Here is a 26,154-nt window from a genome sequence, read left to right on the forward strand (position 1 = left end):
CGGCTGCGACGGGCAAGCAAACAGATTAAATCGAGATCAAATCGAAAGGATTCAGCACTATGGGCAAAATTATCGGTATTGACCTGGGCACCACCAACTCCTGCGTGGCAGTCGTTGAAAACGGCAACCCGCTGGTGATCGAGAACGCCGAAGGCGCACGCACCACCCCGTCCATCATCGCCTATATGGAAGACGGCGAGATCCTGGTCGGCGCCCCGGCCAAGCGTCAGGCGGTCACCAACCCGAAGAACACCCTGTATGCGGTGAAGCGCCTGATCGGCCGCCGTTTCGAAGACAAGGAAGTGCAGAAAGACATCGACCTGATGCCTTTCCAGATCAAGAAAGCCGGTAACGGCGATGCTTGGGTACAGGTGCGCGACAAGGAAATGGCGCCGCCGCAAATCTCCGCCGAAGTACTGCGCAAGATGAAGAAGGCCGCCGAAGACTACCTGGGCGAAGAAGTGACCGAAGCGGTCATCACCGTGCCGGCCTACTTCAACGACAGCCAGCGTCAGGCCACCAAGGACGCCGGCCGCATCGCCGGTCTGGACGTGAAGCGCATCATCAACGAACCGACCGCTGCCGCACTGGCCTTTGGCCTGGCCAAGCAGGAAGGTGACCGCAAGATCGCCGTCTATGACCTCGGCGGCGGTACCTTCGACGTGTCGATCATCGAAATCGCCGACGTAGACGGCGAGCACCAGTTCGAAGTGCTGTCCACCAACGGCGACACCTTCCTCGGCGGCGAAGACTTCGACCAGCGCGTGATCGACTACATCGTGACCGAGTTCAAGAAGGACCAGGGCGTTGATCTGAAGAACGACGTGATGGCCCTGCAGCGCCTGAAGGAAGCCGCGGAAAAGGCGAAGATCGAGCTGTCGTCCGCTACCCAGACCGAAGTGAACCTGCCGTACATCACCATGGATGCTACCGGTCCGAAGCACCTGGCGATGAAGATCACCCGCGCCAAGTTCGAAAGCCTGGTCGACGACCTGGTACAGCGCTCGATCGAGCCGTGCAAAGTGGCACTGAAAGACGCCGGTGTGTCGCTGGCCGACATCACCGACGTGATCCTGGTCGGCGGTCAGACCCGCATGCCGAAAGTACAGGAAGCGGTGAAGGCCTTCTTCGGCAAGGAGCCGCGCCGTGACGTGAACCCGGACGAAGCCGTGGCTGTTGGCGCCGCGATCCAGGGTTCGGTACTGTCCGGCGATCGCAAGGACGTGCTGCTGCTGGACGTGACCCCGCTGTCGCTGGGTATCGAAACCATGGGCGGTATCATGACCAAGCTGATCCAGAAGAACACCACCATCCCGACCAAGGCGTCGCAGGTGTTCTCCACCGCTGAAGACAACCAGACCGCGGTGACCATCCACGTGCTGCAGGGCGAGCGCGAGAAGGCTTCCGCCAACAAGTCGCTGGGCCAGTTCAACCTGGGTGACATTCCGGCCGCCGCCCGTGGCGTGCCGCAGATCGAGGTTGAGTTCAACATCGACGCCAACGGCATCCTGCACGTGTCCGCCAAGGACAAGGCCACCAGCAAGCAGGCCAACATCACCATCCAGGCCTCCAGCGGTCTGTCGGAAGACGAAATCCAGCAAATGGTGCGCGACGCCGAGCTGAACGCGGAAGAAGACAAGAAGCTGCACGAGCTGGTACAGGCCCGCAACCAGGGTGAAGGCCTGATCCACAGCGTGAAGAAATCGCTGGCCGAACACGGCGACAAGATCTCCGCCGAAGAAAAGACCACGATCGAAGCCGCGCTGAAGGATGCGGAAGAAGTGGTCAAGGGCGACGACAAGGAAGCCATTGACGCCAAGATCGAAGAGCTGATGAAGGCATCGCACAAACTGGCCGAGCAGATGTACGCGGCGCAGGGTGCGGAAGGTGCCGCCAACACCGAAGCGGACGCAGGCAAGCAGGACGACGGCAACGTGGTCGATGCCGAGTTCGAAGAAGTGAAGAAAGACAAGTAATCGGCTGACGGTCGACAAGGCACAGGGCTCGCGCGCGGGCGCTGTGCTTTTTCATTGGTAAAACTTGCGGCCAACCTTTGACGGTTGGGCGCACTGGTGAGACAGCATGGCTAAAAAGGACTTTTACGAGGTACTGGGCGTCAATCGCGATGCGTCGGACGACGACATCAAGAAGGCCTATCGCAAGCTGGCGATGAAGTACCACCCGGACCGTAATCCGGACAGCAAGGACGCCGAAGAAAAGTTCAAGGAGGTCAAGGCCGCGTATGAAATCCTGTCCGATGGCCAGAAGCGCGCCGCCTACGACCAGTACGGCCACGCCGGGGTAGATCCGCAGGCCGGCATGGGCGGCGGCGCCGGCTTTGGCGGTTTCGATTTCGGCGACATCTTCAGCGACATCTTCGGCGGCCAACGTGGCGGTGGCGGCGGTGGCCGTTCCAATGTCTATCGTGGCTCCGACCTGCGCTACAACATGGAGATCACGCTGGAAGAAGCGGCGCGCGGCTGCGAGAAGCAGATTCGCATCCCGTCGCACGAAAACTGCGACGTGTGCCACGGCTCCGGCGCCAAGCCGGGCACCCAGCCCAAGACCTGCACCACCTGCGGCGGTCACGGCCAGGTGCGCATGAGCCAGGGCTTCTTCTCCATCCAGCAGACCTGCCCGACCTGCCACGGCAGCGGCAAGCAGATCACCGATCCGTGCCACAAGTGCCACGGCGCCGGTCAGGTGAAGACGCACAAGACGCTGAACGTGAAGATTCCGGCCGGTGTCGACGAGGGCGACCGCATCCGTCTGTCCGGCGAGGGTGAACCGGGTCAGAACGGCGGTCCGGCCGGCGACCTGTTCGTGGTCACCCACATCAAGAAGCACAGCGTGTTCGAGCGCGACGGCATGGATCTGCATTGTGAAATGCCGATCAGCTTCGCCACCGCGGCGCTGGGCGGCGAGGTGGAGATCCCGACCCTGGACGGCATGGTCAAGGTCAAGATCGCGTCGGAAACGCAAAGCGGCAAGGTGTACCGAGTGCGCGGCAAGGGCGTGAAATCGGTGCGCGGCCACGACGTCGGCGACCTGATGTGCCACGTCATCGTCGAAACCCCGGTCAGCCTCACCGAGCGGCAGAAGGAATTGCTGCGCGAATTCGAGGCCATCAGCCAGGGTGATGTCGCAACGCACAATCCGCGGGCCAACTCATTCATGGACAAGCTGAAGGACTTCTTTGGCTGATTAGTGCTGTTTTCAGTTGTTTTAATGACGCGCCGTCAAGCAAGTTTGACGGCGCGTTTTGTTTTCTGGTGCAACGATGTGCCGTTATTTTGCGGATTGTCGGACAAATAATGGCTAATGTATCCAGGCCACTGTTCACGCTGGGCATGTTTCAGTAAGGTTCCGGCTTCGCGAAACAGGCAGATGACCTGTGCGATAGCACGTCGCGGTCGACAAGGCCGCGGCGGCAACAACACCGTCGGAGCGGGTACAGACCCCCCTTGAAACTGAGGAGTAAACATGCAGGCAGCAGTTGATTTTCTGAATGGCTGGATCTGGAGCAAGGGATTGATCTTCCTTTGCCTGGGCGTTGGTTTGTTCTTTTCCATTCGCACCCGTTTTGCCCAGGTACGCCATTTTGGCGAAATGATCCGTTTGATGTTTGACGGCAAGTCCAGCGACAGTGGCGTGTCGTCGTTCCAGGCGCTGGCGATGACGCTGGCCGGTCGTGTCGGTACCGGCAACATCGCCGGTGTGGCCACCGCGATCACCTTCGGCGGCCCCGGTGCCGTGTTCTGGATGTGGATGACGGCCTTCCTGGGCGCCAGCTCGGCCTACGTCGAGTCCACCCTCGGCCAGATCTACAAGGAAAAGATCAACGGTGAATACCGCGGCGGTCCGGCCTTCTACATCGAGAAGGGCCTGGGCATGAAGCGCTACGCGCTGGTGTTTGCCATCGCCACCATCTTTGCCTGCGGCGTGCTGCTGCCGGGCACCCAGGCCAACTCGATTGCTGCTGGCCTGCAAAATGCAATGGGCATTGATCCGAACGTGACGGCCGGCATTCTGGCGGTGATCCTGGGCTTCATCATCTTCGGTGGCGTGAAGCGTATCGCTTCCTTTGCCGAGATCGTGGTGCCGTTCATGGCGCTGGGCTACATCCTGGTGGCCTGCGTGATCGTGGCACTGAACATTCACGAACTGCCGCACGTACTCAGCCTGATCTTCAAGAGCGCCTTCGGCATGGAAGCCGGCTTCGGCGCCATCCTCGGCCTTGCCGTGCAGTGGGGCGTGAAGCGTGGCGTGTACTCCAACGAAGCCGGCCAGGGTACCGGCCCGCACGCATCGTCCGCCGCTGCGGTATCGCACCCGGCGAAGCAGGGTCTGGTACAGGCGTTCTCGGTCTACATCGACACCCTGTTCGTGTGCTCCGCTACCGCCTTCATGCTGCTGATTACCGGCCAGTACAACGTACAAGGTCCGGATGGCAAGGCGCTGTATAGCGGTATCGCTGGTGTCGTGGCCGGTCCTGGCTACACTCAGACGGCGATGGAAAACATCATGCCGGGCTTCGGTTCCATCTTCGTGGCGGTGGCGCTGTTCTTCTTCGCCTTCACCACCATCGTGGCCTACTACTACATCGCCGAAACCAACATCGCCTACCTCAACCGCAAGATCAACCGTCCGTGGCTGACGCTGGTGCTGAAGATGGCGCTGATGGCGTCCACCGTGTACGGCACCGTGAAGACTGCCGATCTGGCCTGGGGTCTGGGTGACATCGGTGTCGGCATGATGGCATGGCTCAACATCACCGCCATCCTGATGCTGCAGAAGCCGGCCTTCATCGCGCTGCGTGACTACGAGGCGCAGCTGGCCAAAGGTGTGGATCCGGTGTTCCACCCAGAAAAACTGGGCATCAAGGGCGCCGACTACTGGACCGGCCATCAGTCGGAAGACAATCTGGAAGAAGAGCGCAAGCACGGCGGTCAACCGGTCTACGACCGAGTTTGATAGACTTGCTGGAAGCAGCATTATGATTGACGCCGGGGCAACCCGGCGTTTTTTCATTGGTGCGTCGCCACGAGGTGCTGGCCCGGCGCCACGCAGTGAGGTCACAACAAGCGCCGTCACCGCCGCTGTCGCCGGACGGCGGCACCCGTCGCCAGCTTGGTGCGTAGCAGGGCAGCGCCGGCGCACTCGCCCGTCTGGCACGATGGCCGCAGGCATTGGCACGCTGCGCTGCGTGCAGTCAAGAAGGCGGCGTTTCCTGTGTCCGCTGCGGCTATTCGCGTACGGCACGGCTGGTCGGGGAGAGCACAGAGCCGGCGGGCAAGCCGTCTGGCTGCGGGTTCGTCTCGCAAGCCCATTGCGGCCAACCTTGCGGCGCTGTGGGCATCGCAGACGAATAGGAGCGCGAGACGACGACACCGGTGACGCGGTGGATGCGTGAACCAGGGCGCCCGTCAAGCCGAACCCGCGTCGGTCGGCAGGCTTGCCGTATTGAGGGCCGTCGCCTGCGCGATGAGGGGCGCCACCTGCGGCGAGGCAATGGCTGTCGCGACCTTGCGGGTGTGAACCATAAAAAAAACGGCGACTCGCAGAGTCGCCGTTTCTGATTGCCAGCAGTTCAGATCATGACTGATATGCCGGCTGTGCCACAGGTGCCGACTGCCTGTGGTAGCCCAGCAGGTAGTACAGGGCAACCAGCATGACCAGCCAGCCCGGCCCGATGATCAGCGCAATGCGTGTCTCCGGGAAGTAGGCCATCAGGCCGATGACCAGCAGCAGGAAGGCCAGCGCGATGTAGGAGCCGTAAGGGAAGAACGGCATGCGGTGCTCCAGCTTGGCGACTTGTCCCGGCGTGAGCATGCGGCGGAATTTCAGCTGCGATACCAGAATCACGGCCCAGGTCCAGACCGCACCAAAGGTGGAGATGGCGGTCAGCCAGGTGAAGACCTCCTTGGGTGCGAGGTAGTTCAGCAGCACGCCACCCAGCAGCATCGTGACGGAAATGAGTACCGCCATGTTGGGCACGCCGTTCTTGCCGACTTTGCCGAATATCGGCAAGGCCTGGCCTTGCTGCGCCAGGTTGTACAGCATGCGGCCGGTACTGAAAATGCCGCTGTTGCAGGAGGACAGGGCGGCAGTCAGCACCACGAAGTTGATGATGCCGGCGGCGGCCGGAATGCCCATTTTTTCAAAGGTCATGACGAAGGGGCTGCCGGTGGTACCGATCTGGTCCCACGGGTAAATCGACATCACGACAAATAGTGCGCCGACATAAAAAATCAGGATACGCCAGAAAACAGAATCAACTGCCCTTGCCAGGGTTTTTTTCGGGTTTTTCGCTTCGCCGGCGGTCAGGCCGATCATCTCCACGCCCAGATAGGCAAACATCACCATCTGCATCGACATCAGGATGCCCTTGACGCCATGCGGCATGAAGCCATCATGCGACCACAGATTGGAAATGCCAGTGGCAATGCCGCCGTTGCCGATGCCGAAGGCGATCATGCCGACGCTGGACACAATCATCAGCACGATGGTGACGATCTTGATCAGGGCGAACCAGAACTCGAATTCGCCATACGCTTTCACGGCAATAAAGTTGAGCGAACCCATCATCAGCAGCGCTGAGAGCGCCCAGATCCAGTGCGGCACATCGGGGAACCACACGCCCATGTAGACGCCGACGGCGGTGATTTCCGCCATGCAGGTGACGATCCACAGGAACCAGTAATTCCAGCCGGTGAGGTAGCCGGCGAGGGGGCCGATATAGTTCTGTGCATAGCGGCTGAACGAGCCCGCTACCGGATTGTGGATGGCCATTTCACCCAGGGCGCGCATGATGAGAAAGATGGCCACGCCGCCCAGCGCATAGGAAATCATGATGGCCGGGCCGGCCATCTTGATCGCGCTGGCAGAGCCAAGGAACAGGCCGACGCCGATGGCGGCACCGAGGGCCATCAGGTTGATGTGGCGCTCCTCAAGTCCGCGCTGCAAGTTGTCTTGCTGGTGTTGCATAAGGTCTCTCCATGTTGTGCAAGGCGTAACATCCGGGCCGATCGGGCCGCGGTGTTGCATGCGGCAGGGGCTGGCTGCTTGTCGGTGCCAGTTCTCCCTGCCGGACGCTTCCGGGCATTCCCTGCTTGGGTGGCAGTGGCGAAGCCCGAAAACCGGAATAGTATAAAAATTATCGTTATCGTTTTTTCACTATAGATTTTGTTTGAATTGACAAAATGCACTTAAATTCCGGTTTTTGCAGGAAGTCACCGGTGTTTTTTCCGGGAAGGGAGCGCGAGGTGGCGGGGCGCGGCCCTGCGGGCGGGAGCGGTATTTGGTATCCTGTGTCCTTATCCGCATCAACATCGACGCCGGGTCTGCCCGGCGTTTTTCACTGGATTTCCGAGCATGGATTTACTGCACAGCACCTGGTTCTGGATCGTGATCATCGGCGCGCCGCTTGGCACCGTGCTCGGCACCCTGGCGCGGCTGTCGCAAAAACAGCCGCCGATCGAGCTGCCGCCGGGCGTGGCGCCGGGCACCTACGCCCGCCGCGAGCAGGCGGAGCAGGATGACGACGCGGCTTCGCGCTGACGCTGCGTGGCGTTGCGGCCAACCTTGCGCTGCCGCAAATGCCGCTGAACTTCTGCTGTGCCCGCTGTCCCAGTCTTGCTATCTTTAGCGCCTTCCTTCTGAACCGTTTGCCGCGAAAGACCCTCATGTTTGCCAACCGCTACTTCCCCGCGACCCGTCTGCGTCGCATGCGCCGTGACGACTTCTCCCGCCGCCTGATGCGCGAAAACGTGCTGACCACCAACGACCTGATCTATCCGGTATTCGTGCTCGAAGGGCAGGGGCGCGAGCAGGCGGTGACGTCGATGCCGGGCGTGGTGCGCCAGAGCCTGGACAAGCTGCTGTTTACCGCCGAAGACGCGCTACAGCTGGGCATCCCGATGTTGTCGATCTTCCCGGTGGTGGAAACCGGCAAGGACAATTCCGGCAAGGAAGCCTACAACCCTGATGGGTTGGTGCCGACCGTGGTGCGCGAGCTGAAGGCGCGCTTCCCGGAGCTTGGCATCATGACCGACCTCGCGCTCGACCCGTACACCATCCACGGTCAGGATGGGCTGCTCGATGACAGCGGCTACGTGCTGAACGACGAAACTACCGCGGTGCTGGTGCAGCAGGCGTTGTGTCATGCCGAAGCCGGCGCCGATGTGCTCGGCCCGTCCGACATGATGGACGGCCGCATCGGCGCCATCCGTAGCGCGCTGGAAGAAGACGGCTACATCCACACCAAGATCCTGGCCTACAGCGCCAAGTACGCGTCGGCGTTCTACGGCCCGTTCCGCGACGCGGTCGGCTCCGCCGCCAACCTCGGCAAGGCCGACAAGTACACCTACCAGATGGACCCGGCCAACCTCGACGAGGCGATCCAGGAAGTGGCGATGGATCTGGAAGAGGGGGCCGACATGGTGATGATCAAGCCGGGCATGCCGTATCTGGACGTGATCCGCCGCATCAAGGACACCTTCAAGGTGCCAACCTACGCCTACCAGGTATCCGGCGAATACGCGATGCTGAAAGCCGCCGCGCAGAACGGCTGGCTGGACGAAGAGAAGTGCATGATGGAAAGCCTGCTGGCGTTCAAGCGCGCCGGTGCCGACGGCATCCTCACCTACTTCGCGCTGGACGCGGCACGGCTGCTGCGTCGCTGATACACGCAGCACGCTCAGCAAAAATGCGGCCAACGTTGGCCGCATTTTTCATGGGCGCCGCGTCAGGGCGCCAGCGTGCCGCTTTCCAGTTGCCGCCAGATTTGCGGCCACTGCGCCGCCCAGCAGCAGTGATGATCAAAGCCCGGAAAGGGGACGATAAGCTGCTGTTGCGCCGGTGCGCGGCGGGCGAAGGACTGCGCGATGAGCGCGGGAATGATGCGATCCTGCTGGCCGAGCAGATGCCATTGCGGTATCTGCACCAGCCGTTTGGCGGCATCCGCCGGGTTGAGCGAATGGCGCAGCGGGCTAATGCGGTGATGCTCGGTCCAGGTCTGGCTGTCCAGGTTGCCGGCGACTGTGATCAGACGGTCGACGTCATGCCGTCCGGCACCGACCAGCGCCGCGACCGCCGCACCGCCTGAGTAGCCGATCAGGCTGATTTGCTTGGCACCGTAGCGGGTTTTCAGCTGGCTGATCGCCTCGTCGGTGGCCTGGATCACGTCGGCGGAAAAGCGGGCGTCGGTCCAGTAACGCTGCGCGCAGCGCCGGTCTTGTGCCGCCAGGTACTGGCAGGGGCGGGCCAGGTAAACCGCATTGCCATCAGGCTGGGCAAGGGCGAGACGCAGCGCCAGTGGATCGATGGGGGTCGGGTCGCCGGACGGTTGCTCGCGATTGAGCCAGGCAAAGCCGTCGCCTTCGATATAGATGCTCAGCGGCTTGTCGGCCCGGATGTGTGCCGGCCCATAGCTGCGCAGCATAAAGGTGCTGCTGCTCAGGGTGCTTGCCTGCCAGTTGCCGGGCTGGGCCAGAGCCTGTGCCGTGGTGGCGCGCTCGGCCGGAGTCGGCAGCGTGCTGCACGCGGCCAAGCATAGCAGCGGCAGCAAGCGGTAGTGGAGGGCAAGGGGTCTGGTGTTGTCGGTTGTCGTCATCATGAAAAAGGCCACAACCCGGTGACGGGTTGTGGCCGGTTAGCGCAGCTTGTTTCAGAACGCCCAGCGTGCCTTGAGCGATGCCGTCTGGTTCAGGAAGGCTTCCCGGTGTTCCGCATCATAACGCAAGGTGATCTCGGTACCGTTGGCGGTGGTGTGCGTCAGACCGACGCCAGCCCGTGCCGACCATGGCTCCGCATCCAGGCCGTAGGTAGTAAACGCGGCACCGGGGGCACCGGCAAAGGTGGCGGTGATGCTGGAGCGCTTGGCCATGGTGTCGTAGCCGACGCCCAGGTTGGCCGACAGGCTGGTGTTGTCACTCAGCTGGTGGCTGATCTTGCCGTCCAGGCCCAGTACCAGCTCTTCACTGTCACGGCTGCCCACGTTCAGGTTCAGCAGGCCGGCACCACTTTCCTGGTAGGCCTTGTCCTTGATCCAGGTGTAGTCGGCACGGATGGACGGGGTGATGCTGGTGGTGGCGCTCAGCTGGTAGGTGCGGCCAAGGCCGGCACCGGCGTGGGCGGTGTAGCTGGTGTACTCGGAAGTCGCGGTGCTGTTGGTAAAGGCGATGCTACGACGACCCTTGTTGCTGTTCTGGCCCACGTCTACCTGGAAGTTGACTTCGCTGTTGTTGCCCAGGCTGTAGCTGCCGTAGCCGACCAGCTGGAACACATCGACATCGGCACTCTGCTTGGCCACGTTCGAGTTGCTGTCCACGTCGGCTTTGGCGTAGGCCATGGCGGTGCCAAGGCGCAGCTTGTCGTTGACGGCGCTGTCGACACCAAATGCCACGCCGGTGGTGGTCGATTCGAAGCCGGATACGCCATTTTGGTCATCCTGATCCGCCCACGAGCCGAACGGCTTCACCCACACGTATTTGTCGCCGAAGAAACCGTCACCGGAAGACAGGCCGCGATTGGACTCGATGCGGGCCTGAATCACCTTGTTGATGCCGGACAGCGCGTTGCCGGCCGCTGCCATGGAACCGCCTGTCAGCAGTGGTAGCGTCTGGCTGGCGGCCGCGGAGATTTGCTGGTCGCCAGAAAGGTTGGCATTGGTGAACAAGGCAAGCAGGTTGGCGTTGGCATCAATGACTGCTGCCGCGCCAAGAGCTGGATTATTGTTTGCATTGGTACTGGCAACGAGAACGCGTACCCCACCACCGTTGGCAATTTCTCCTTGTTGTGCCAGGTAGGCAATAAGGTTCTTCACGAAATCGCTGAGACCTGGGTAGCTATTGTTATCCAAGAACGCAGTTTGCAGGAAGTTCACATCAAGCACGGAAATGACGGTACCGGTCGGGGCATTGGCTAGGGTGCCGACCGCCCAGGCCACCGCACTGCAGTCTGCTGTGATGCAGGTGCCGGTGCCGGCGGAGGGAAAAATGCCGCTAGCCGGTAGTGTTAGCGTCGAAGTGGCGTTATCAACCTGGAAAGCCTGGTTGATCGTGGTTGCTGTGAAGCTGGTCTGTGTCACGGTGCCAAGCGTTCCGCCGCCAAGGCTGGCGATGAAGGTGCTGATCGCCGTGTTTCTGGTTGCACCATAGCCGGCGTTTTCACCCATCAGGAAAAGCGTTCCGCCGCCATTCAGGTAGGAGGTATAAGCGGTTTGCTGGTCGGCTGTAATGCCCTTGTTGGCACCCAGATCCCATACTTGGCTATAGGAAGCTAGGCCGGTTGGCGTGTAAGTGGCGTAGTTGCCGCTGATATCGATGGTGGTCGGGGTGTTCCCTTGCGTGGTTTGTACTGAGGCAAGACCCGCCGCTTCATCACCGGCTGCCTGATAGTCGTAAATGAGCACGTTTGCTGCCTGTGCTTGCAGCGGTAATGCAATGGCGCAAACCAAGGCGATTTTTTTTAGTTTCATTCCCAGTCTCCAGTATGCAAGAGGTGTTGTCGCTAATTTTCAATTTAAATGCAATATGGAAACAATGATAACAAGAGCATGCTAAATATGTTTGATTTTATGCGAGGATGTATAGAAGTCATTCTTCTGTGTTGCAAAATAAATACTCATTTGTTCTTGATGTTTGGGTGTTGGTTGGCGGCAAGTCCACTCAAGGTGGTCATTTGCCATTGAGCCTTGAACAAAAAGTCAGGCAGTCGCGCCCCGTCGCTTCACGCACGTCCTGCAGCGGCAGCCGCTTGCTCTTGAAGTCCATGGCGCGGCAGCCGTAGGGGAAGCGGGCGTCGTGGGTGATGTAGTAGTGGACGCAGGCGCGGCAATGCGGCACAGGGGAGCTGGGGCGGTTCACGGTCGGGTTCGGCGCTGGAATGGGGTACGGATTGTCGCACAGCCGAGGCTACGGCTGCCGGACGGGGGTAACACTCACCCGGTGAAAATCGTGCGCAACTGTCCCTGATAAAGTCGTCGGCGCGGGTCTAGAATGGTGACAGAACGATGCTTGCCGGCACCGGTCAACGGCGCCGGCTTCCACGCTGAACAACAGGGACCCTCCCGCATGAACCACACCTATCTCGCTCATCTGCAAGCCACGCTGGCGCAAATCCGTGCCGACGGTTTCGAGAAACCGGAACGCGTGATCGCCACGCCGCAACGTGCCGGCATCACCCTGTCCGGTGGCCGCGAAGTGCTGAACTTCTGTGCCAACAACTACCTCGGTCTGGCCGACGATGCGCGCCTGATCGCGGCGGCGAAGCAGGGGCTGGATGATTACGGCTACGGCTGCGCCTCGGTGCGTTTCATCTGTGGTACGCAGCAGGTGCACAAGGACCTGGAGGCGGCGATCTCCGGCTTCCTCGGCACCGACGACACCATCCTCTATTCCAGCTGTTTCGACGCCAACGGCGGCGTGTTCGAGACCCTGCTCACCGAAGACGACGCGGTGATCTCCGACGAGCTGAACCACGCCTCGATCATCGACGGCGTGCGCCTGTGCAAGGCCAAGCGTTTCCGCTACAAGAACAACGACATGGCCGATCTGGAAACCCAGCTCAAGGCCGCCGAAGAGGCCGGTGCCCGCTTCAAGCTGATCGTCACCGACGGCGTGTTCTCGATGGACGGCATCATCGCCGACCTGAAAACACTGTGCGACGTCGCAGAACGCTACGGCGCCATCGTGATGGTGGATGATTCGCACGCCGTCGGCTTCATGGGCGAGCACGGCGCCGGCACCCCGGAGCTGTGCGGCGTCAGTGACCGTGTCGACATCTACACCGGCACGCTGGGCAAGGCGCTGGGTGGCGCGTCCGGCGGCTACGTCTCCGGCCGCAAGCCTATCATCGACCTGCTGCGCCAGCGTTCGCGGCCGTACCTGTTCTCCAACACCCTGGCGCCGGCTATCGCCGCTGCCAGCCTGAAGGTGCTGCAGATCCTGGCCACCGAAGAGGGCGCTGAGCTGCGCGCCAACCTGAGGCGCAACGCCGACTACTTCCGTCAGGCGATGAGCGAGGCGGGTTTCACTCTGGTGCCGGGCCAGCATCCGATCATTCCGGTGATGCTGGGCGATGCCAAGCTGGCCGGCGAGATGGCGGCGGCGCTGCTGGCGGAAGGCGTGTTCGTCACCGGTTTCTCCTACCCGGTGGTGCCGAAGGGCAAGGCGCGCATCCGTACCCAGATGTCGGCCGGCCACACGCTGGAGCAGGTGCAGCACACGGTGGCCGCCTTCATCAAGGTTGGCCGCGAGCTGGGCGTGATCTGATTCTTGCGGAGGCCACGGCGGCGCTGCCTGCCGCGTGGCCCGCGCGTTCCGTTTCACCGCGCCGCCGCCTGTCGCGGCGCACTACAGGATAAAACATGAAAGCTCTTGCCAAACTGCAGGCCGCTCCCGGCCTGTCGATGACCGATGTGCCGCATCCGGAAGTCGGCCACAACGACCTGCTGATCAAGATTACCAAGACCGCGATCTGCGGCACCGACATCCACATCTGGAACTGGGACGACTGGGCGCAGAAGACCATCCCGGTGCCGATGCACGTCGGCCACGAGTATGTCGGCGTGGTCGCCGGCATGGGCTCGGAAGTGCAGGGCTTCAAGATCGGCGACCGCGTGTCCGGGGAAGGCCACATCACCTGCGGCCACTGCCGCAACTGTCGCGCCGGCCGTCGCCACCTGTGCCGCAACACCACCGGTGTCGGCGTCAACCGCGAAGGCGCGTTTGCCGAATACCTGGTGATCCCGGCCTTCAACGCCTTCCCGATCCCGGACGACATCTCCGACGACCTGGCGTCCATCTTCGACCCGTTCGGCAACGCGGTGCACACCGCGCTGTCGTTCAACCTGGTCGGCGAGGATGTGCTGATCACCGGCGCCGGCCCGATCGGCATCATGGCGGTGGCGATTGCCAAGCACGTCGGCGCTCGCCACGTGGTGATCACCGACGTCAACGACTTCCGCCTCGATCTGGCGCGCAAGATGGGTGCCACCCGTGCGGTGAACGTGGCTCAGGAAGACCTGAAAACGGTGATGCAGGAACTGCACATGAGCGAAGGCTTCGACGTCGGCCTGGAAATGTCCGGCAATCCGCACGCCTTCCGCCAGATGCTGGAAACGATGAACCACGGCGGCAAGGTGGCGCTGCTGGGCATTCCGCCGGCCAACACCGCTATCGACTGGAACCAGGTGATCTTTAAGGGCCTGGAGATCAAGGGCATCTACGGTCGCGAGATGTTCGAGACCTGGTACAAGATGGTGGCGTTGATCCAGTCCGGGCTGGATATTTCGCCGATCATCACCCACCACTTCAAGGTCGATGATTTCGAAGCCGGCTTCGCCGCCATGCTGTCCGGGCAGAGCGGCAAGGTGATTCTGGACTGGCAGTAAGCGGAATATGATGTTTGCGGCCAACCTTTGCCACAAGGTTGGCCGCAATGGATGGCAGAGCAAGGCACGATGCGGTTAGAATCGTGCCTTGTTTTTCATCTTTGAAACGCCGCGACATGCTCACTTTTCAGGAAATCATCCTCACCCTGCAGCACTACTGGAACCGTCAGGGCTGCGCCTTGCTCCAGCCGTACGATACCGAAGTGGGCGCAGGCACCTCGCATACCGCCACCTTCCTGCGCGCCCTCGGCCCGGAACCGTGGCACGCCGCCTACGTGCAGCCCAGCCGTCGCCCGAAAGACGGCCGCTACGGCGAGAACCCCAACCGCCTGTTCCAGCACCACCAGTTCCAGGTGGTATTGAAGCCGTCGCCACCGAATATCCAGGACCTGTACCTCGGCTCGCTGCGCGAGCTGGGCATCGATCCGACCGTGCACGACATCCGCTTTGTCGAGGACGACTGGGAAAACCCGACCCTCGGCGCCTGGGGTCTGGGCTGGGAAGTGTGGCTCAACGGTATGGAAGTGACGCAGTTCACCTACTTCCAGCAGGTCGGCGGCCTCGATTGCAAGCCGGTGCTGGGCGAGATCACCTACGGCCTGGAACGGCTGGCGATGTACCTGCAGGACATCGAGAACGTGTACGAGCTGGTGTGGACCTACCTGCCGGACGGTACGCCGGTGAGCTACGGCGACGTGTTCTTCCAGAACGAAGTGGAGCAGTCGCGCTTTGCCTTCGAGCACAGCAATGTCGAGCTGCTGTTCAAGCAGTTCGGCGACTACGAAGCCGAGGCCAAGCGCCTGCTGGACGCCGGCCTGCCGCTGCCCGGCTACGAGATGATTCTCAAGGCCGGCCACACCTTCAACTTGCTGGACGCGCGCGGCGCCATCTCGGTGACTGAACGCGCCGCCTACATCGGCCGCATCCGCAACCTGGCCCGTGGCGTGGCGCAAGCCTATTACGCCGCGCGCGAGGCGCTGGGCTTCCCGATGTGCAAGAAAGACTGATGCCATGAAGACGTGGGCAGCGCTGTTCTTTGTGCTGTTGGCCACGCTGGCCGCGCTCAGCTGGTATGTGCGCAGTCAGCAGCCGGTGCCGCAACCGGAGGGCGAGTTCCAGGTGTACCAGAGTGGTACCGGCCTGGAACTGTCCCTGGAGCTGGCCACCATCGCCAACGTCAATGACGGCCTTGTCCGTTTCGTCAACCAGGAGCGGTTCAGCGAGCGCAAGACCCAGAAAGAGCTGGGCATCCGCTATCACATCCGCCGCCTCGAAGGCCGTGCCGACTGCAACGCGCGCCAGTATGCGTTCATCGGCGCCTCGTACTGGACCGCCAGCGGCCAGCACGTCTACACGCAGATGTTCCCGTTGCAGCGTTTTAACTGGACCTTCGTGCCGGTGGTCGCCGATTCGACGGCCGATACCATGCTGCGCCTGGTGTGCCGACTCGCCCCCAATGCTCCTAGCTTGAAGATTGAATGACCATGACTGCTACCCTGTTGATCGAGCTGCTCACCGAAGAGCTGCCGCCGAAAGCACTGGAAAAGCTGGCCGCCAGCTTTGCCGACACCATTACCGACGAACTGAAAAAACTGCAGTTCGTGGCCAGCAACGTGCAGTCGCACGTGTTCGCCAGCCCGCGCCGTCTGGCGGTGCAAATCCCGGCCGTCGCCGCCATCCAGCCCGAGCAGCACAGCGTGCGCCGCGGCCCGGCGGTGGCCAGCGGCATGAAGGACGGCCAGCCGACCCCGGCACTAGCCGGCTTCGCCCGCTCCTGCGGCGTGGAGGTGAGCCAGCTCACCACCGTGCACGACGGCAAGCAGGACGTGTACGCCCATGAATCGACCAAGGCCGGCGAAAGCCTGTCCGCGGTGCTGTCCGGCATCGTCGCGGGCGCGCTGAAAAAGCTGCCGGCGCCGAAGCTGATGCGCTGGGGCGACCTCGACGTGCAGTTCGTGCGTCCGGTACACGGCCTGATGATGCTGCACGGCGAACAGGTCGTCGCCGGCGAGGTGCTGGGGCTGCAAAGCGGCAACGTCACCCGCGGCCACCGCTTCCTGTCCGCCGGTGACGTGACCATCCCGAGCGCCGATGCCTACCCGCGCACGCTGGCGGAAGAGGGCAAGGTGATTGCCAGCTTCCTCGCCCGCCGCGAACTGGTGCGCCAGCGCCTGTCGCACGCCGCCGCCAAACTGAACGCCACCATCGCCGCACCGGACGCGCTGTTCGATGAAGTGACCGGGCTGGTGGAATGGCCGGTGGTGCTGGAAGCCGGCTTCGAGGCCGAGTTCCTGAACGTGCCGCAGGAATGCCTGATCCTGACCATGCAGCAGAACCAGAAGTACTTCCCGCTGCTGGACGCGCAGGGCAAGCTGATGAACCGCTTCCTGCTGGTGTCCAACCTGGAAACCGACGACCCGCGCTTCATCATCGGCGGCAACGAGCGCGTGCTGCGCGCGCGCCTGTCCGATGCCAAGTTCTTCTACGAGCAGGACCAGAAGCATCGCCTCGACAGCCGCCTGCCGCGGCTGGAGCACGTGGTCTACCACAACAAGATCGGTAACCAGCTGGAGCGCGTCACCCGCCTGTCCAGCATCGCCGCCGCCATCGCCGGCAAGCTCGGCGCCGACAGCTCGCTGGCCGGCCGCGCCGCCTATCTCGCCAAGGCCGATCTGGTGTCCGACATGGTCGGCGAATTCCCCGAGCTGCAGGGCATCATGGGCCGCTACTATGCGCGTCTGGATGGCGAAGACGACGTGGTGGCCGACGCCATCGAAGGTCACTATCACCCGCGCTTTGCCGGTGACAGCTTGCCGCAGGGCGCCATCGCCACCGCGGTGGCACTGGCCGACAAGCTGGAAACCATCGTCGGCATCTGGGGCATCGGCCTGATCCCGACCGGCGACAAGGACCCGTTCGCGCTGCGCCGCGCCGCGCTGGGCGTACTGCGCATGGTGCTGGAGCAGCCGCTGGACCTGAAGGCGCTGATCAGCGATGCCGCCGACGCCTTCCCGGCCGGCCTCTTGTCCACCACGGTGGTGGACGAGGTGTACGCCTTCTGCCTGGAACGGCTGAAGAACTACCTCGCCAACGACTACAAGGGCGACGAGATCGACGCCGTGCTGGCGCTGGCACCGACGCAGCTGAACGAAGTCGGCGCCATCCTGGCCGCCGTCGCGCAGTTCAAGGCATTGCCTGAAGCGGCCACGTTGGCCGCCGCCAACAAGCGCGTGAAGAACATCCTGAAGAAGACCGAGGGCGACATCGCCGCGGTGAACCCGGCGCTGTTTGCCGAGGACGCCGAGCGCGCGCTGTTCGCGGCGGTGGAAGCGCTGGCACCGGCGGTGGACGCCAAGTTTGCCGCCCACGACTTCGCCGGTGCGCTGACCCAGCTGGCCTCGCTGCGTGCGCCGGTGGATGCCTTCTTCGACGGCGTGATGGTGATGGCCGACGATCTGGCGGTGCGCGCAAACCGCATCGCGCTGCTGGCAAGGTTGGCCGCACTGTTCAACCGCGTGGCGGACATCTCGCTGCTGGCCGAGTAAGGACTGGCGCCGCTGGCGTCAGCACCCGCCTGACCGGCTCCCCGCAAACCGGGGCATCGCACGATGCTCCGGTTTGTGTTGCCGGGGCAGCGGGCACGATGGCCGGCGGTACGCTGCCGGTTTTGTGGGGCTTGCGGTCGTGACCGTGGCCAGAACTAGGAGTGTTGCTTGAAACTCGTCATCCTCGATCGTGACGGCGTGATCAACGAAGATCGCGACGATTTCGTCAAAAACACCATGGAATGGCAGCCGCTGCCGAAGAGCTGCGACGCCATCGCCAACCTGACCCAGGCCGGCTGGCACGTGGTGGTCGCCACCAACCAGTCCGGTATCGGCCGCGGCCTGTTCGACATGCACGCGCTCAATGCGATGCACGAGAAGATGCACCGGCTGGTGGGGCAGGCCGGTGGCCGCATCGACGCGGTGGTGTTCTGTCCGCACACCGCCGACGACCAGTGCCGCTGCCGCAAGCCGCAGCCAGGCATGGTCGAAGACATCATGGCGCGCTTCAATGTGCGCGGCGAAGGCCTGCCGATGGTCGGCGACAGCCTGCGCGACCTGCAGGCGATTGCCGCGGTCGGCGGCCGGCCGCTGCTGGTGAAGACCGGCAAGGGCCTGCGCACGCTGGAAAAAGGCGGCCTGCCGGCCGGCACCCAGGTGTTCGACAACCTGTTTGCCGCTGCCGACTACCTGATTAACCTGGAAAACTGAACTGCCCATGTTGCTGATTCGTAACCTGATCTACTGGCTGCTGGTGGCCATCGTCACGCCGCTGTTCTTCCTCGGCCTGTTCATCGGCGCGCCGTTGCCGCGCCGCACCCGTCACGTGATCGGCGAGAGCTGGGCGCGGCTGCTGACCTGGCTGCTGTGGCACGTGGTCGGCCTGCGCTACCGCGTGATCGGTGCCGAGAACATCGTCAAGGAGCCGGCGATCATCTGCGCCAAGCACCAGTCCGGCTGGGAAACGCTGGCACTGCAGGAGATCTTCCCGTCGCAGGTGTTCGTCGCCAAGAAGGAACTGCTGTGGATTCCGTTCTTCGGCTGGGGGCTGGCGCTGACCAACCCGATCACCATCAACCGCTCCGATCGCGCCAATGCCAACCGCCGCATGCTGGAGCAGGGCACCAACCGCAAGCAGCACGGCTTCTGGATCAGCGTGTTTCCGGAAGGCACCCGCACCCGCCCCGGCGTGGCCGGCAAGTACAAGCTGGGCGCGGCGCGGATGGCGAAGCAGCTGGACATGCCGCTGGTGCCGGTGGCGCACAATGCCGGTGAATTCTGGCCGCGCAACGCCTTCCTCAAGCATCCGGGCGAGATCACGCTGGTGATCGGCCCTGCGATTTATCCGCGCGACGATGTCGGCCCGGAGGCAATGACGCGGCAGGCGGAAGCGTGGATCGAGGCGCGTCAGCGCGAGATCGGCGGCGTCGGCCCGTTTGCCCACCCCGATGAACGCAAAGCACGCACTGCTTAGCCTGCAGCTGCCGCACGGCGCGGTGACGGTACGCCTGATCCGCCGCGCGCGGCAGAGTGTCGGCATCCGCATCAAGGACGGCACGGTGGAGCTGATCGCGCCGCCGGCGGTGCCGATGGCCTACCTGCACGAGGTGCTGGCCAAGAAAAGCGGCTGGATCGCCAGCCATCTGGCGCGTCACCACGCCGAGCAGGGCGAGCGCGCGCTGACGCAGGGCCAGGTGCTGCTGGGCGGCGAGAGCTACCATCTGCACTGCGTCGCCGCCAGCCGCCACCAGGCGCAGCTGATCGGCGACACCCTGCACCTGGCCGGGCCGATGCTTGAACAGCCGGCACGGCTGGCCGCCAGCGTGGTCGGCTACCTGCAGCAGCAGGCGCGGCAGCGCTTTGCCGCGCGGCTGGAACTGTGGCAGCCGCGCGCGGCGCGGTCGCTGACCGGCTGGGGGCTGTCTTCGGCGCGCACGCGCTGGGGCAGCTGCACCGGCCGCGGTGTGGTGCGCCTCAACTGGCGGCTGGTGCAGGCGCCGGAATCGGTGCTCGACTACGTGATCGCCCACGAGCTGGCGCACCTGCTGCACATGAACCACTCGCCGGCGTTCTGGGCCGAAGTCGGCCGTCTCTATCCCGGCTGGCAAGGTGCGCGGCAGTGGCTGAAGCAGCACGGCGACAGCCTGTTCCGCTACGGCTGAGCGCCCCGCAAACACACTGTTCTGGCCGGCGCGGGCTTTGCTTTCGCGCCCGCCGTCCCCATCTGATCTGCCTCGCTGCCTGTTGCGGCCAACCTTTTCCGGAGAACACCATGCGCCTGCTGCATACCATGATCCGCGTCGGCAACCTCGACCGCTCCATCGCCTTCTACACCGAGGTACTGGGCATGACCCTGCTGCGCAAGCACGACTATCCCGATGGCCGTTTCACCCTGGCCTTTGTCGGCTATGGTGACGAGGACAGCAATAGCGTGATCGAGCTGACCCACAACTGGGATACCGACAGCTACGAGCTGGGCAACGCCTTCGGCCACCTGGCGGTGGAAGTGGCCGACGCCTACGCCGCCTGTGACGCGGTGCGCGCCAAGGGCGGCAAGGTGGTGCGCGAAGCGGGGCCGATGAAGCACGGCACGACCGTGATCGCCTTTGTCGAGGACCCGGACGGCTACAAGATCGAGTTCATTCAGCGCGGCACGCGCTAAGCGCCTGTTCACGATCTGCTGCTACTGGTCTCGATGGGGCGATACCGCGTTGAAAACGGCTTCGGAATGCTCATTGACCCCATGTCAATTCCGCTTCCTCCTTCGTTTTCGCCTTGTCTCGCGTGAGCGTGCGAGATCGTGAATACGTGTTAACTATCCGCCGCCACACGGCCAGTCGCAGTTCTGCGGCTGGCCGTTGTGCTGTCTGCATGCCGGCGGGCAGCCGCGGCGGCGACTCGGTTACAATGAACGCCATTCGGATAAGGGAAGTGCCGCTTGCATGCTGATCCTCAATCAACGTCAGAAAGACCTGCTGGCCTGGGTTAACCGCGAGGGTTATGTCGCGGTCGAGAAAATGGCCGCCCATTTCGCCGTCACCCACCAGACCATCCGCCGCGACATCACGCTGCTGGCGGAAAACAAGCTGCTGCAGCGCTACCACGGCGGCGCCAGCGTGCTGTCCAGCGTCGAGAACGTCGCCTACGACGCGCGCCAGGTGCTGATGATCGACGAAAAGCGCCGCATCGCGCGCGCGCTGGCGGCGGAAATCCCCGACAACGCCTCGCTGTTCATCAACCTCGGCACCACCACCGAGGAGGTGGCCAAGGCGCTCTCCCAGCATCGCGGCCTGCGCGTGATCACCAACAACTTCCACATCGCCAACCTGATGTGCGACTACCCCGACTGCGAGGTGCTGGTCGCAGGCGGCGCACTGCGCAAGCGCGACCGCGGCCTGACCGGCGAGGCGACGGTGCAGTTCATCCGCCAGTTCAAGGTCGACTACGGCATCATCGGCGTGTCCTGTATCGAGCACGGCGGCGTGCTGCGCGACTACGACTACCGCGAGGTGCTGACCACGCAGGCGATCATGCAGCAGTCGCGCCAGGTATGGCTGGCGGCCGACCATTCCAAGTTCGATCGCCCGGCGCTGGTGGAGCTGGGGCACCTGTCGCAGGTGGACGCGCTGTTTACCGACCAGCCGGTGAGCAAGGAAATGGCCGAGGTGCTGGCCGCCGGTGACACCCGGCTGGTGGTGGCGGCCTGATGCTGATCGGCGAACTGGCGGCGCTGACCGGTGCCACGCGCAAGGCGATCCGCCTCTACGAGGCGCAGGGCTTGCTGCCGGTGCCGCAGCGTCGCGGCAACTACCGCGTTTATCAGCCGCTGGACGTGCACCTGGTCAGCATGATCCGCCGTGCGCAGACGGTGGGCTTCAGCCTGGCGGAACTGAAAGAGCTGGCGGTACTGAAGGCCGCCTCCGGCAGTTTTCCGCTGGCGGTGGCGCAGCAACTGATCCGGCAGAAACAGCGGCATTTCCAGCAGGAGGTGCAACGGCTGCAGGCCTTGCAGCAGCAGCTGGTGCAGCTGGAGGCCGAGCTGGCGCTGAACTACGGCGACGCCCCCGTCACCAGCACTTGACCTTGTCCTGTAGGGCAAGCTTTACGCTGATGCTTCCTTATCCCATCAGGAGCATTTGCGATGACATCCCTGCCTTTTGAACGCATGACCGCGCTGGTCAGCGGCGCCTCTTCCGGTATCGGCCGCTGCTTTGCCGAGGCGCTGGCGCAGCGCGGCTGCCACCTCATTCTCACCGCCCGTTCCGGCGACGCGCTGCAACAGCTGGCCGCGCAGCTGCGGGCACAACACGGCATCCGGGTGCTGGTCATCGCCGCCGATCTGGCACAAGCCGGTGCGGCGGCGGCGTTATACGCCGAGATCACGGCCGCGGGCTGGACGGTGGACCTGCTGGTCAACAATGCCGGCTTCGGCAAATGGCGCCATTTCCTCGACGAAGACGCCGACACCTACCAGCGCATGCTGATGCTGAACATCGTGGCGCTGACCGAACTGACGCGGCTGTTGCTGCCGGCGATGCAGGCGCGCCGGCTGGGAGCGGTGATCAACGTGGCCTCGACGGCGGCCTTCCAGCCCCTGCCGTATATCGCGGTTTACGGCGCGTCCAAGGCCTATGTACTGCACCTGACCGAGGCGCTTGCCGCCGAGTACGAGGGGAGTGGCGTGCGCTTTCTGGCACTGTGCCCGGGCAATACCCGTACCCGCTTTACCGAGGTGGCCAACGCCGATGTGTCGGGCATGGCGACGGCCTCGCCGGAATCGGTGGTGGCGTCGGCACTGCGGGCGCTGGACGCAGGAAGGCACTACCACGTGCCGGGCCGGCTGAATTACCTGACCGCCCAGCTGCCGCGCTGGCTGACGCGGCGTCAGGTGACGCGGCTGGTGGCGACGCTGTTTGCCAAGCGCATTATGCCAAAGGTATCGTGAGGGGCGGCGGGCGTGCGGCCCGCCGACGACGGATGTGCTTCTCTGAAAGGAAACAAGATGGCGACTTCACCCCAGTGGTGGCTGTTTGCCGGGGCAGCACTGCTGATGGTGCTGACCCCCGGTCCCAATATGCTTTACCTGCTGTCGCGCAGCCTGTGCCAGGGACGCCGGGCCGGCATGATCTCGCTGCTGGGCGTGGTCGCCGGTTTCCTGCTGCACATGCTGGCCGCCGCGCTGGGGTTGACGGCGCTGTTCCTGGCCGTGCCGCTGGCCTATGCGCTGCTGAAATGGGGCGGTGCCGCCTATCTGATGTGGCTGGCCTGGCAGGCGCTGCGCCCCGGTGCGCGCTCGCCTTTTGCCACGCGTAGCCTGACGACCGATTCGCCGCGGCGCCTGTTCATGATGGGTTTCCTCACCAATGTGCTGAACCCCAAGATCGCGGTGTTTTACCTGTCCATCCTGCCGCAGTTCATCGTGCCGGGGGCGGGCAGCGTGTTCCGGCAGAGCCTGCTGCTGGGGCTGACCCAGATTGCCATCAGTTTTGCGGTCAACCTGCTGATTGTGCTGTTTGCCGCCCGCCTGGCCGCGGGCTTTGCCGCCAGGCCGCGTTGGCTGGCGGCGCAGCGCTATGTGATGGGCAGCGTGCTTGCTGCGCTGGCCGTACGCATGGCGCTGCAGCCGCAGCGCGCCGGCTAACACGCTGCGGCCAACCTTTTAGCCTTGCTGTGCCTGCGTCTTGCGCGCACTGCCTGCAGGCTGGCTGCTGCGGTACGCCGCCAGCCAGCGTTCTACCGCGGCCTCGGCGCCGGCCGGCAGGTGCAGGCGCAGCTTGCTGCGCCGCCACAGCACGTCGTCGGCGCAGGTTGCCCACTCCTTGTCCGCCAGATAGCGCAGCTCGACCTCGTACAGCCCGGGCTGGATTTCCGCGCCCAGCGCCGCAAGGTTGGCCGCAGTGCCCAGTAGCGGGTAGACGCGGCTGCCGTAGGCGCGCGCCAGCCGCGTGGCCAGCGCCGGCGGCAGCCACGGCTTGGCCTGCTGCAGGCTGCGCACGAAGGCGTCGAAGTCGCCGCCGGGCAGGTCGCCGCCGGGCAGATGCTGGCCGGCGGTCCAGCTTGGGCGCGTGTTGCCCAATAGCGGCGCCAGCTGATCGACCGCCTGTTCCGCCAGCTTGCGGTAGGTGGTGATCTTGCCGCCGAACACTGACAGCAGCGGCGCGCCGTCGCTGTCCAGCTCCAGCGCGTAGTCGCGGGTGACGCCGCTGGCGTTGTCGTGCTCGTCGTCCAGCAGCGGCCGCACCCCGGAATAGGTAGCCACCACGTCGGCGGGGGTGATCTGCTGCGCGAAGTAGCGGTTGCTCATCGCGCACAGGTAGGCGATCTCGTCGCTGTCGATGGTCACTTTGGCGGCATCGTCGTGGTATTCGACATCGGTGGTGCCGATCAGGGTGAAGTCCTGCTCGTAGGGAATGGCAAAGATGATGCGCTTGTCCGGGTTCTGGAAGATGTAGGCAAAGTCGTGATCGAACAGCTTTTTCACGATGATGTGGCTGCCCTTCACCAGCCTGATCGCCTTGCGCGCCGGCGCGTGGATCACGCCGCCGAGCAGCTGCTGCACCCACGGCCCGCCGGCGTTCACCAGCGCGCGGGCGCGCACCTGCTGCTGGCCGTGCTCGCCGCGCAGTGTGCACAGCCAGCCGTCGCCGTCGCGCTGGGCGGCGACACAGGCGGTGCGGGTACGGATGCTGGCGCCGCGCTCGGCGGCATCCATCGCGTTGAGCACCACCAGCCGCGCGTCGTTGACCCAGCCGTCGGAGTAGACGAAGCCCTGGTGGTAGCGTGATTTCAGCGGGCTGCCGGCCGGGTGGCGCTCGAAGCGGATGCGCTCGCTGCCTGGCAGGCGGCGACGCCGGGCGAGGTGGTCGTACAGGAACAGGCCGCAGCGGATCAGCCACGCCGGGCGCTGTTCGGCGTCGTGCGGCATCACGAAGCGCAGCGGCCACATGATGTGCGGCGCGGCGTCGAGCAGCCCTTCACGCTCTTGCAGCGCCTTGCGCACCAGCGAGAATTCGTAATATTCCAGATAGCGCAGGCCGCCGTGGATCAGCTTGGTGCTGGCCGACGAGGTGTGCGCCGCCAGATCGTCCTTTTCACAGAGCAGCACTTTCAGGCCGCGGCCGGCGGCGTCACGGGCGATGCCGGCGCCGTTGATGCCACCACCGATCACGAGCAGATCATAACTTTCCACGAGCTTTCCTTTGCACGGCGCCCCGTCCTGACGGCGTGGCGCTTGTTGTCTCTTGAATAATAGAAGATAAATATAAACGAACACAAAAGCAACATTAAACGATCAAAAATGTTTGTTTTGTGTTTTTGTTCGACGTAAAAAAAGACGCCCGAAGGCGTCGAGGGAGAGTGCAATCCGTCTGGACAGCCGCGCCGCGGTGGCGCAGGCCGTCAGTGTCAGGCTCAGGCCACGCTGTGCGCCACGGCGGCCAACGTTGCGCCCAGCAGCGAGCCGATTACCGGCACCCAGCTGTAGCGCCAGTCGCTGTCGCGCTTGCCCTTGATCGGCAGGATGGCATGCATGATGCGCGGCGCCAGATCGCGCGCCGGGCTCATCGCGTAGCCGGTGGTGCCGCCCAGCGACACGCCGATGCCGAGCACCAGCAAGGCCACCGGCAGCGCGTCCATCGCGCCCAGCGACACCTTCGGCGCCACCATGCTGAGGATGGCGAACACCAGTACGAAGGTGGCCAGCACTTCCGACAGCAGGTTGCCGCCGGTGCTGCGGATCGCCGGGCCGGTGCAGAACACCGCCAGCTTGGTGTCGGCGCAGTCGGTATGGTCGAAGTGGTCGCGGTAGATCAGCCACATCAGCAGCGCGCCGGCCATGCCGCCCAGCATCTGCGCCGCGATATAGCCGGGGGCGTCGGCCCAGGCAAATTTGCCGGCCACCGCCAGTGCCACCGTCACCGCCGGATTGAGGTGGGCGCCGCTGATGGCGGCGACGCTGAACACGCCGACAAACACCGCCATCGCCCAGCCGAAGGCGATCACGATCAGGCCGCTGTTATGGCCCTTGGTGCCTTTCAGGATTACGTTGGCAACCACGCCGTTGCCGAGCAGCACCAGCAAGGCGGTGCCGATGAATTCGCCGAATAGTGGATTCATGTTGAAACTCCGTAGCGAACGCGGGGCAGTACGCTGCCACCGCGAGAAAACAGGATGAGATAAGGTGCTGGCCGCGCCGGTAGCATCTGGCTACCGGCG

General features: G+C 63.7%; 25 protein-coding genes. 18 read left to right on the forward strand and 7 right to left on the reverse strand.

All coding sequences use genetic code 11. The features are described 5' to 3' along the window. Positions 1-59: 59 nt before the first annotated feature. Both dnaK and dnaJ read left to right on the forward strand, forming a co-directional pair. A complete protein-coding gene (dnaK, locus tag PQU89_RS00090; RefSeq protein WP_047965765.1) occupies positions 60-1,976 on the forward strand; it encodes a molecular chaperone DnaK in 1,917 nt (638 codons plus the stop codon). Positions 1,977-2,082: 106 nt separating this feature from the next. Next, complete coding sequence (dnaJ, locus tag PQU89_RS00095) at positions 2,083-3,204, forward strand: molecular chaperone DnaJ (RefSeq protein ID WP_272764036.1); 1,122 nt, start codon at positions 2,083-2,085, stop codon at positions 3,202-3,204. 35 nt (positions 3,205-3,239) lie between these two features. On the opposite strand, the gene PQU89_RS00100 is transcribed toward dnaJ, so the two are convergent. Then, positions 3,240-3,572 (reverse strand): hypothetical protein, encoded by a 333-nt coding sequence (locus tag PQU89_RS00100; RefSeq protein WP_272764348.1) that lies wholly within the window; start codon positions 3,570-3,572, stop codon positions 3,240-3,242. On the opposite strand from PQU89_RS00100, the gene PQU89_RS00105 reads away from it, so the two are divergent. After that, the gene (locus PQU89_RS00105; RefSeq protein ID WP_272764037.1) at positions 3,484-4,974 is read left to right on the forward strand and encodes an alanine/glycine:cation symporter family protein; all 1,491 of its coding nucleotides are present in this window, start codon (positions 3,484-3,486) and stop codon (positions 4,972-4,974) included. The two genes, PQU89_RS00100 and PQU89_RS00105, sit on opposite strands and share 89 nt — an antisense overlap. 621 nt (positions 4,975-5,595) lie before the next feature. On the opposite strand, the gene PQU89_RS00110 is transcribed toward PQU89_RS00105, so the two are convergent. Then, positions 5,596-6,987: an amino acid permease gene (locus PQU89_RS00110; protein ID WP_272764038.1), complete on the reverse strand. Its 1,392-nt coding sequence runs from the start codon at positions 6,985-6,987 to the stop codon at positions 5,596-5,598. 387 nt (positions 6,988-7,374) lie between these two features. Between PQU89_RS00110 and PQU89_RS00115 the strand changes: the two genes are divergently transcribed. Both PQU89_RS00115 and hemB read left to right on the forward strand, forming a co-directional pair. Continuing rightward, entirely contained in the window at positions 7,375-7,560 is a 186-nt protein-coding gene (locus tag PQU89_RS00115) for a hypothetical protein (RefSeq protein ID WP_272764039.1), read from the forward strand. Positions 7,561-7,685: 125 nt separating this feature from the next. Beyond that, the gene (gene hemB / locus PQU89_RS00120; protein WP_272764040.1) at positions 7,686-8,684 is read left to right on the forward strand and encodes a porphobilinogen synthase; all 999 of its coding nucleotides are present in this window, start codon (positions 7,686-7,688) and stop codon (positions 8,682-8,684) included. 62 nt (positions 8,685-8,746) lie between these two features. Here hemB and PQU89_RS00125 read toward each other — a convergent pair whose 3' ends face one another. From PQU89_RS00125 to PQU89_RS00135, 3 genes are all read right to left on the reverse strand, one after another. After that, on the reverse strand, positions 8,747-9,568 hold the full coding sequence (locus tag PQU89_RS00125) for an alpha/beta fold hydrolase (RefSeq protein WP_272764041.1): 822 nt from the start codon (positions 9,566-9,568) through the stop codon (positions 8,747-8,749). A 99-nt stretch (positions 9,569-9,667) separates the two neighbouring features. After that, on the reverse strand, positions 9,668-11,479 hold the full coding sequence (locus PQU89_RS00130) for an autotransporter family protein (protein ID WP_272764042.1): 1,812 nt from the start codon (positions 11,477-11,479) through the stop codon (positions 9,668-9,670). 199 nt (positions 11,480-11,678) lie between these two features. Then, positions 11,679-11,867 carry a hypothetical protein gene (locus tag PQU89_RS00135; protein ID WP_272764043.1) on the reverse strand — a complete coding sequence of 63 codons (189 nt, stop codon included), beginning with the start codon at positions 11,865-11,867 and terminating at the stop codon, positions 11,679-11,681. Between the two features lie 207 nt (positions 11,868-12,074). Here PQU89_RS00135 and PQU89_RS00140 point away from each other — a divergent pair, with 207 nt between their 5' ends. The 13 genes from PQU89_RS00140 (at position 12,075) to PQU89_RS00200 (ending at position 23,581) form a co-directional block, all read left to right on the forward strand. After that, the gene (locus PQU89_RS00140; RefSeq protein WP_272764044.1) at positions 12,075-13,274 is read left to right on the forward strand and encodes a glycine C-acetyltransferase; all 1,200 of its coding nucleotides are present in this window, start codon (positions 12,075-12,077) and stop codon (positions 13,272-13,274) included. A 95-nt stretch (positions 13,275-13,369) separates the two neighbouring features. Further along, the gene (gene tdh / locus PQU89_RS00145; protein WP_272764045.1) at positions 13,370-14,395 is read left to right on the forward strand and encodes an L-threonine 3-dehydrogenase; all 1,026 of its coding nucleotides are present in this window, start codon (positions 13,370-13,372) and stop codon (positions 14,393-14,395) included. 116 nt (positions 14,396-14,511) lie between these two features. Further along, entirely contained in the window at positions 14,512-15,402 is an 891-nt protein-coding gene (gene glyQ / locus PQU89_RS00150; RefSeq protein ID WP_047965816.1) for a glycine--tRNA ligase subunit alpha, read from the forward strand. Positions 15,403-15,406: 4 nt separating this feature from the next. Then, positions 15,407-15,877 carry a hypothetical protein gene (locus PQU89_RS00155; RefSeq protein WP_272764046.1) on the forward strand — a complete coding sequence of 157 codons (471 nt, stop codon included), beginning with the start codon at positions 15,407-15,409 and terminating at the stop codon, positions 15,875-15,877. A gap of 2 nt (positions 15,878-15,879) precedes the next feature. Further along, a complete protein-coding gene (gene glyS / locus PQU89_RS00160; RefSeq protein WP_373322769.1) occupies positions 15,880-17,940 on the forward strand; it encodes a glycine--tRNA ligase subunit beta in 2,061 nt (686 codons plus the stop codon). 168 nt (positions 17,941-18,108) lie between these two features. Beyond that, positions 18,109-18,651, forward strand: a complete 543-nt coding sequence (gmhB, locus tag PQU89_RS00165; protein ID WP_272758929.1) for a D-glycero-beta-D-manno-heptose 1,7-bisphosphate 7-phosphatase — start codon at positions 18,109-18,111, stop codon at positions 18,649-18,651. A gap of 7 nt (positions 18,652-18,658) precedes the next feature. Further along, complete coding sequence (locus PQU89_RS00170) at positions 18,659-19,414, forward strand: lysophospholipid acyltransferase family protein (protein WP_272758930.1); 756 nt, start codon at positions 18,659-18,661, stop codon at positions 19,412-19,414. Then, positions 19,389-20,102: a M48 family metallopeptidase gene (locus PQU89_RS00175; RefSeq protein WP_272764048.1), complete on the forward strand. Its 714-nt coding sequence runs from the start codon at positions 19,389-19,391 to the stop codon at positions 20,100-20,102. Before PQU89_RS00170 ends, PQU89_RS00175 begins: the two co-directional genes overlap by 26 nt. A gap of 110 nt (positions 20,103-20,212) precedes the next feature. Then, positions 20,213-20,602 carry a lactoylglutathione lyase gene (gloA, locus tag PQU89_RS00180; RefSeq protein WP_272764049.1) on the forward strand — a complete coding sequence of 130 codons (390 nt, stop codon included), beginning with the start codon at positions 20,213-20,215 and terminating at the stop codon, positions 20,600-20,602. Between the two features lie 280 nt (positions 20,603-20,882). After that, positions 20,883-21,647 carry a DeoR/GlpR family DNA-binding transcription regulator gene (locus PQU89_RS00185; RefSeq protein ID WP_272764050.1) on the forward strand — a complete coding sequence of 255 codons (765 nt, stop codon included), beginning with the start codon at positions 20,883-20,885 and terminating at the stop codon, positions 21,645-21,647. Continuing rightward, a complete protein-coding gene (locus PQU89_RS00190; RefSeq protein ID WP_272758933.1) occupies positions 21,647-22,021 on the forward strand; it encodes a MerR family transcriptional regulator in 375 nt (124 codons plus the stop codon). Before PQU89_RS00185 ends, PQU89_RS00190 begins: the two co-directional genes overlap by 1 nt. Before the next feature lie 60 nt (positions 22,022-22,081). Next, on the forward strand, positions 22,082-22,885 hold the full coding sequence (locus tag PQU89_RS00195) for an SDR family NAD(P)-dependent oxidoreductase (RefSeq protein WP_272764051.1): 804 nt from the start codon (positions 22,082-22,084) through the stop codon (positions 22,883-22,885). Positions 22,886-22,942: 57 nt separating this feature from the next. Next, entirely contained in the window at positions 22,943-23,581 is a 639-nt protein-coding gene (locus PQU89_RS00200) for a LysE family translocator (protein WP_272764052.1), read from the forward strand. A gap of 18 nt (positions 23,582-23,599) precedes the next feature. Here the strand turns inward: PQU89_RS00200 and glpD are convergent, their stop codons facing one another. Both glpD and PQU89_RS00210 read right to left on the reverse strand, forming a co-directional pair. Then, positions 23,600-25,129, reverse strand: a complete 1,530-nt coding sequence (gene glpD, locus PQU89_RS00205) for a glycerol-3-phosphate dehydrogenase (protein WP_272764053.1) — start codon at positions 25,127-25,129, stop codon at positions 23,600-23,602. A 221-nt stretch (positions 25,130-25,350) separates the two neighbouring features. Then, positions 25,351-26,055, reverse strand: a complete 705-nt coding sequence (locus PQU89_RS00210) for an MIP/aquaporin family protein (RefSeq protein ID WP_189353380.1) — start codon at positions 26,053-26,055, stop codon at positions 25,351-25,353. Positions 26,056-26,154 lie beyond the last annotated feature (99 nt).

Origin of the sequence: Vogesella indigofera, assembly GCF_028548395.1 — a bacterium.
In the GTDB taxonomy this organism is placed as follows: Bacteria; Pseudomonadota; Gammaproteobacteria; order Burkholderiales; family Chromobacteriaceae; genus Vogesella; species Vogesella indigofera_A.

Bases quoted from the DNA above. Each gene is read 5' to 3' on its own strand.
- PQU89_RS00195 (WP_272764051.1), top strand. From the start codon at position 22,082: ATGACATCCCTGCCTTTTGAACGCATGACCGCGCTGGTCAGCGGCGCC.
- glyS (WP_373322769.1), top strand. From the start codon at position 15,880: ATGACTGCTACCCTGTTGATCGAGCTGCTCACCGAAGAGCTGCCGCCG.
- PQU89_RS00130 (WP_272764042.1), bottom strand. From the start codon at position 11,479: ATGAAACTAAAAAAAATCGCCTTGGTTTGCGCCATTGCATTACCGCTG.
- glyQ (WP_047965816.1), top strand. From the start codon at position 14,512: ATGCTCACTTTTCAGGAAATCATCCTCACCCTGCAGCACTACTGGAAC.
- PQU89_RS00175 (WP_272764048.1), top strand. From the start codon at position 19,389: ATGAACGCAAAGCACGCACTGCTTAGCCTGCAGCTGCCGCACGGCGCG.
- tdh (WP_272764045.1), top strand. From the start codon at position 13,370: ATGAAAGCTCTTGCCAAACTGCAGGCCGCTCCCGGCCTGTCGATGACC.
- hemB (WP_272764040.1), top strand. From the start codon at position 7,686: ATGTTTGCCAACCGCTACTTCCCCGCGACCCGTCTGCGTCGCATGCGC.
- PQU89_RS00200 (WP_272764052.1), top strand. From the start codon at position 22,943: ATGGCGACTTCACCCCAGTGGTGGCTGTTTGCCGGGGCAGCACTGCTG.
- PQU89_RS00105 (WP_272764037.1), top strand. From the start codon at position 3,484: ATGCAGGCAGCAGTTGATTTTCTGAATGGCTGGATCTGGAGCAAGGGA.
- PQU89_RS00100 (WP_272764348.1), bottom strand. From the start codon at position 3,572: ATGGAAAAGAACAAACCAACGCCCAGGCAAAGGAAGATCAATCCCTTG.
- PQU89_RS00115 (WP_272764039.1), top strand. From the start codon at position 7,375: ATGGATTTACTGCACAGCACCTGGTTCTGGATCGTGATCATCGGCGCG.
- PQU89_RS00210 (WP_189353380.1), bottom strand. From the start codon at position 26,055: ATGAATCCACTATTCGGCGAATTCATCGGCACCGCCTTGCTGGTGCTG.
- PQU89_RS00190 (WP_272758933.1), top strand. From the start codon at position 21,647: ATGCTGATCGGCGAACTGGCGGCGCTGACCGGTGCCACGCGCAAGGCG.
- PQU89_RS00185 (WP_272764050.1), top strand. From the start codon at position 20,883: ATGCTGATCCTCAATCAACGTCAGAAAGACCTGCTGGCCTGGGTTAAC.
- PQU89_RS00110 (WP_272764038.1), bottom strand. From the start codon at position 6,987: ATGCAACACCAGCAAGACAACTTGCAGCGCGGACTTGAGGAGCGCCAC.
- PQU89_RS00140 (WP_272764044.1), top strand. From the start codon at position 12,075: ATGAACCACACCTATCTCGCTCATCTGCAAGCCACGCTGGCGCAAATC.
- gloA (WP_272764049.1), top strand. From the start codon at position 20,213: ATGCGCCTGCTGCATACCATGATCCGCGTCGGCAACCTCGACCGCTCC.
- PQU89_RS00170 (WP_272758930.1), top strand. From the start codon at position 18,659: ATGTTGCTGATTCGTAACCTGATCTACTGGCTGCTGGTGGCCATCGTC.
- PQU89_RS00155 (WP_272764046.1), top strand. From the start codon at position 15,407: ATGAAGACGTGGGCAGCGCTGTTCTTTGTGCTGTTGGCCACGCTGGCC.
- dnaJ (WP_272764036.1), top strand. From the start codon at position 2,083: ATGGCTAAAAAGGACTTTTACGAGGTACTGGGCGTCAATCGCGATGCG.
- dnaK (WP_047965765.1), top strand. From the start codon at position 60: ATGGGCAAAATTATCGGTATTGACCTGGGCACCACCAACTCCTGCGTG.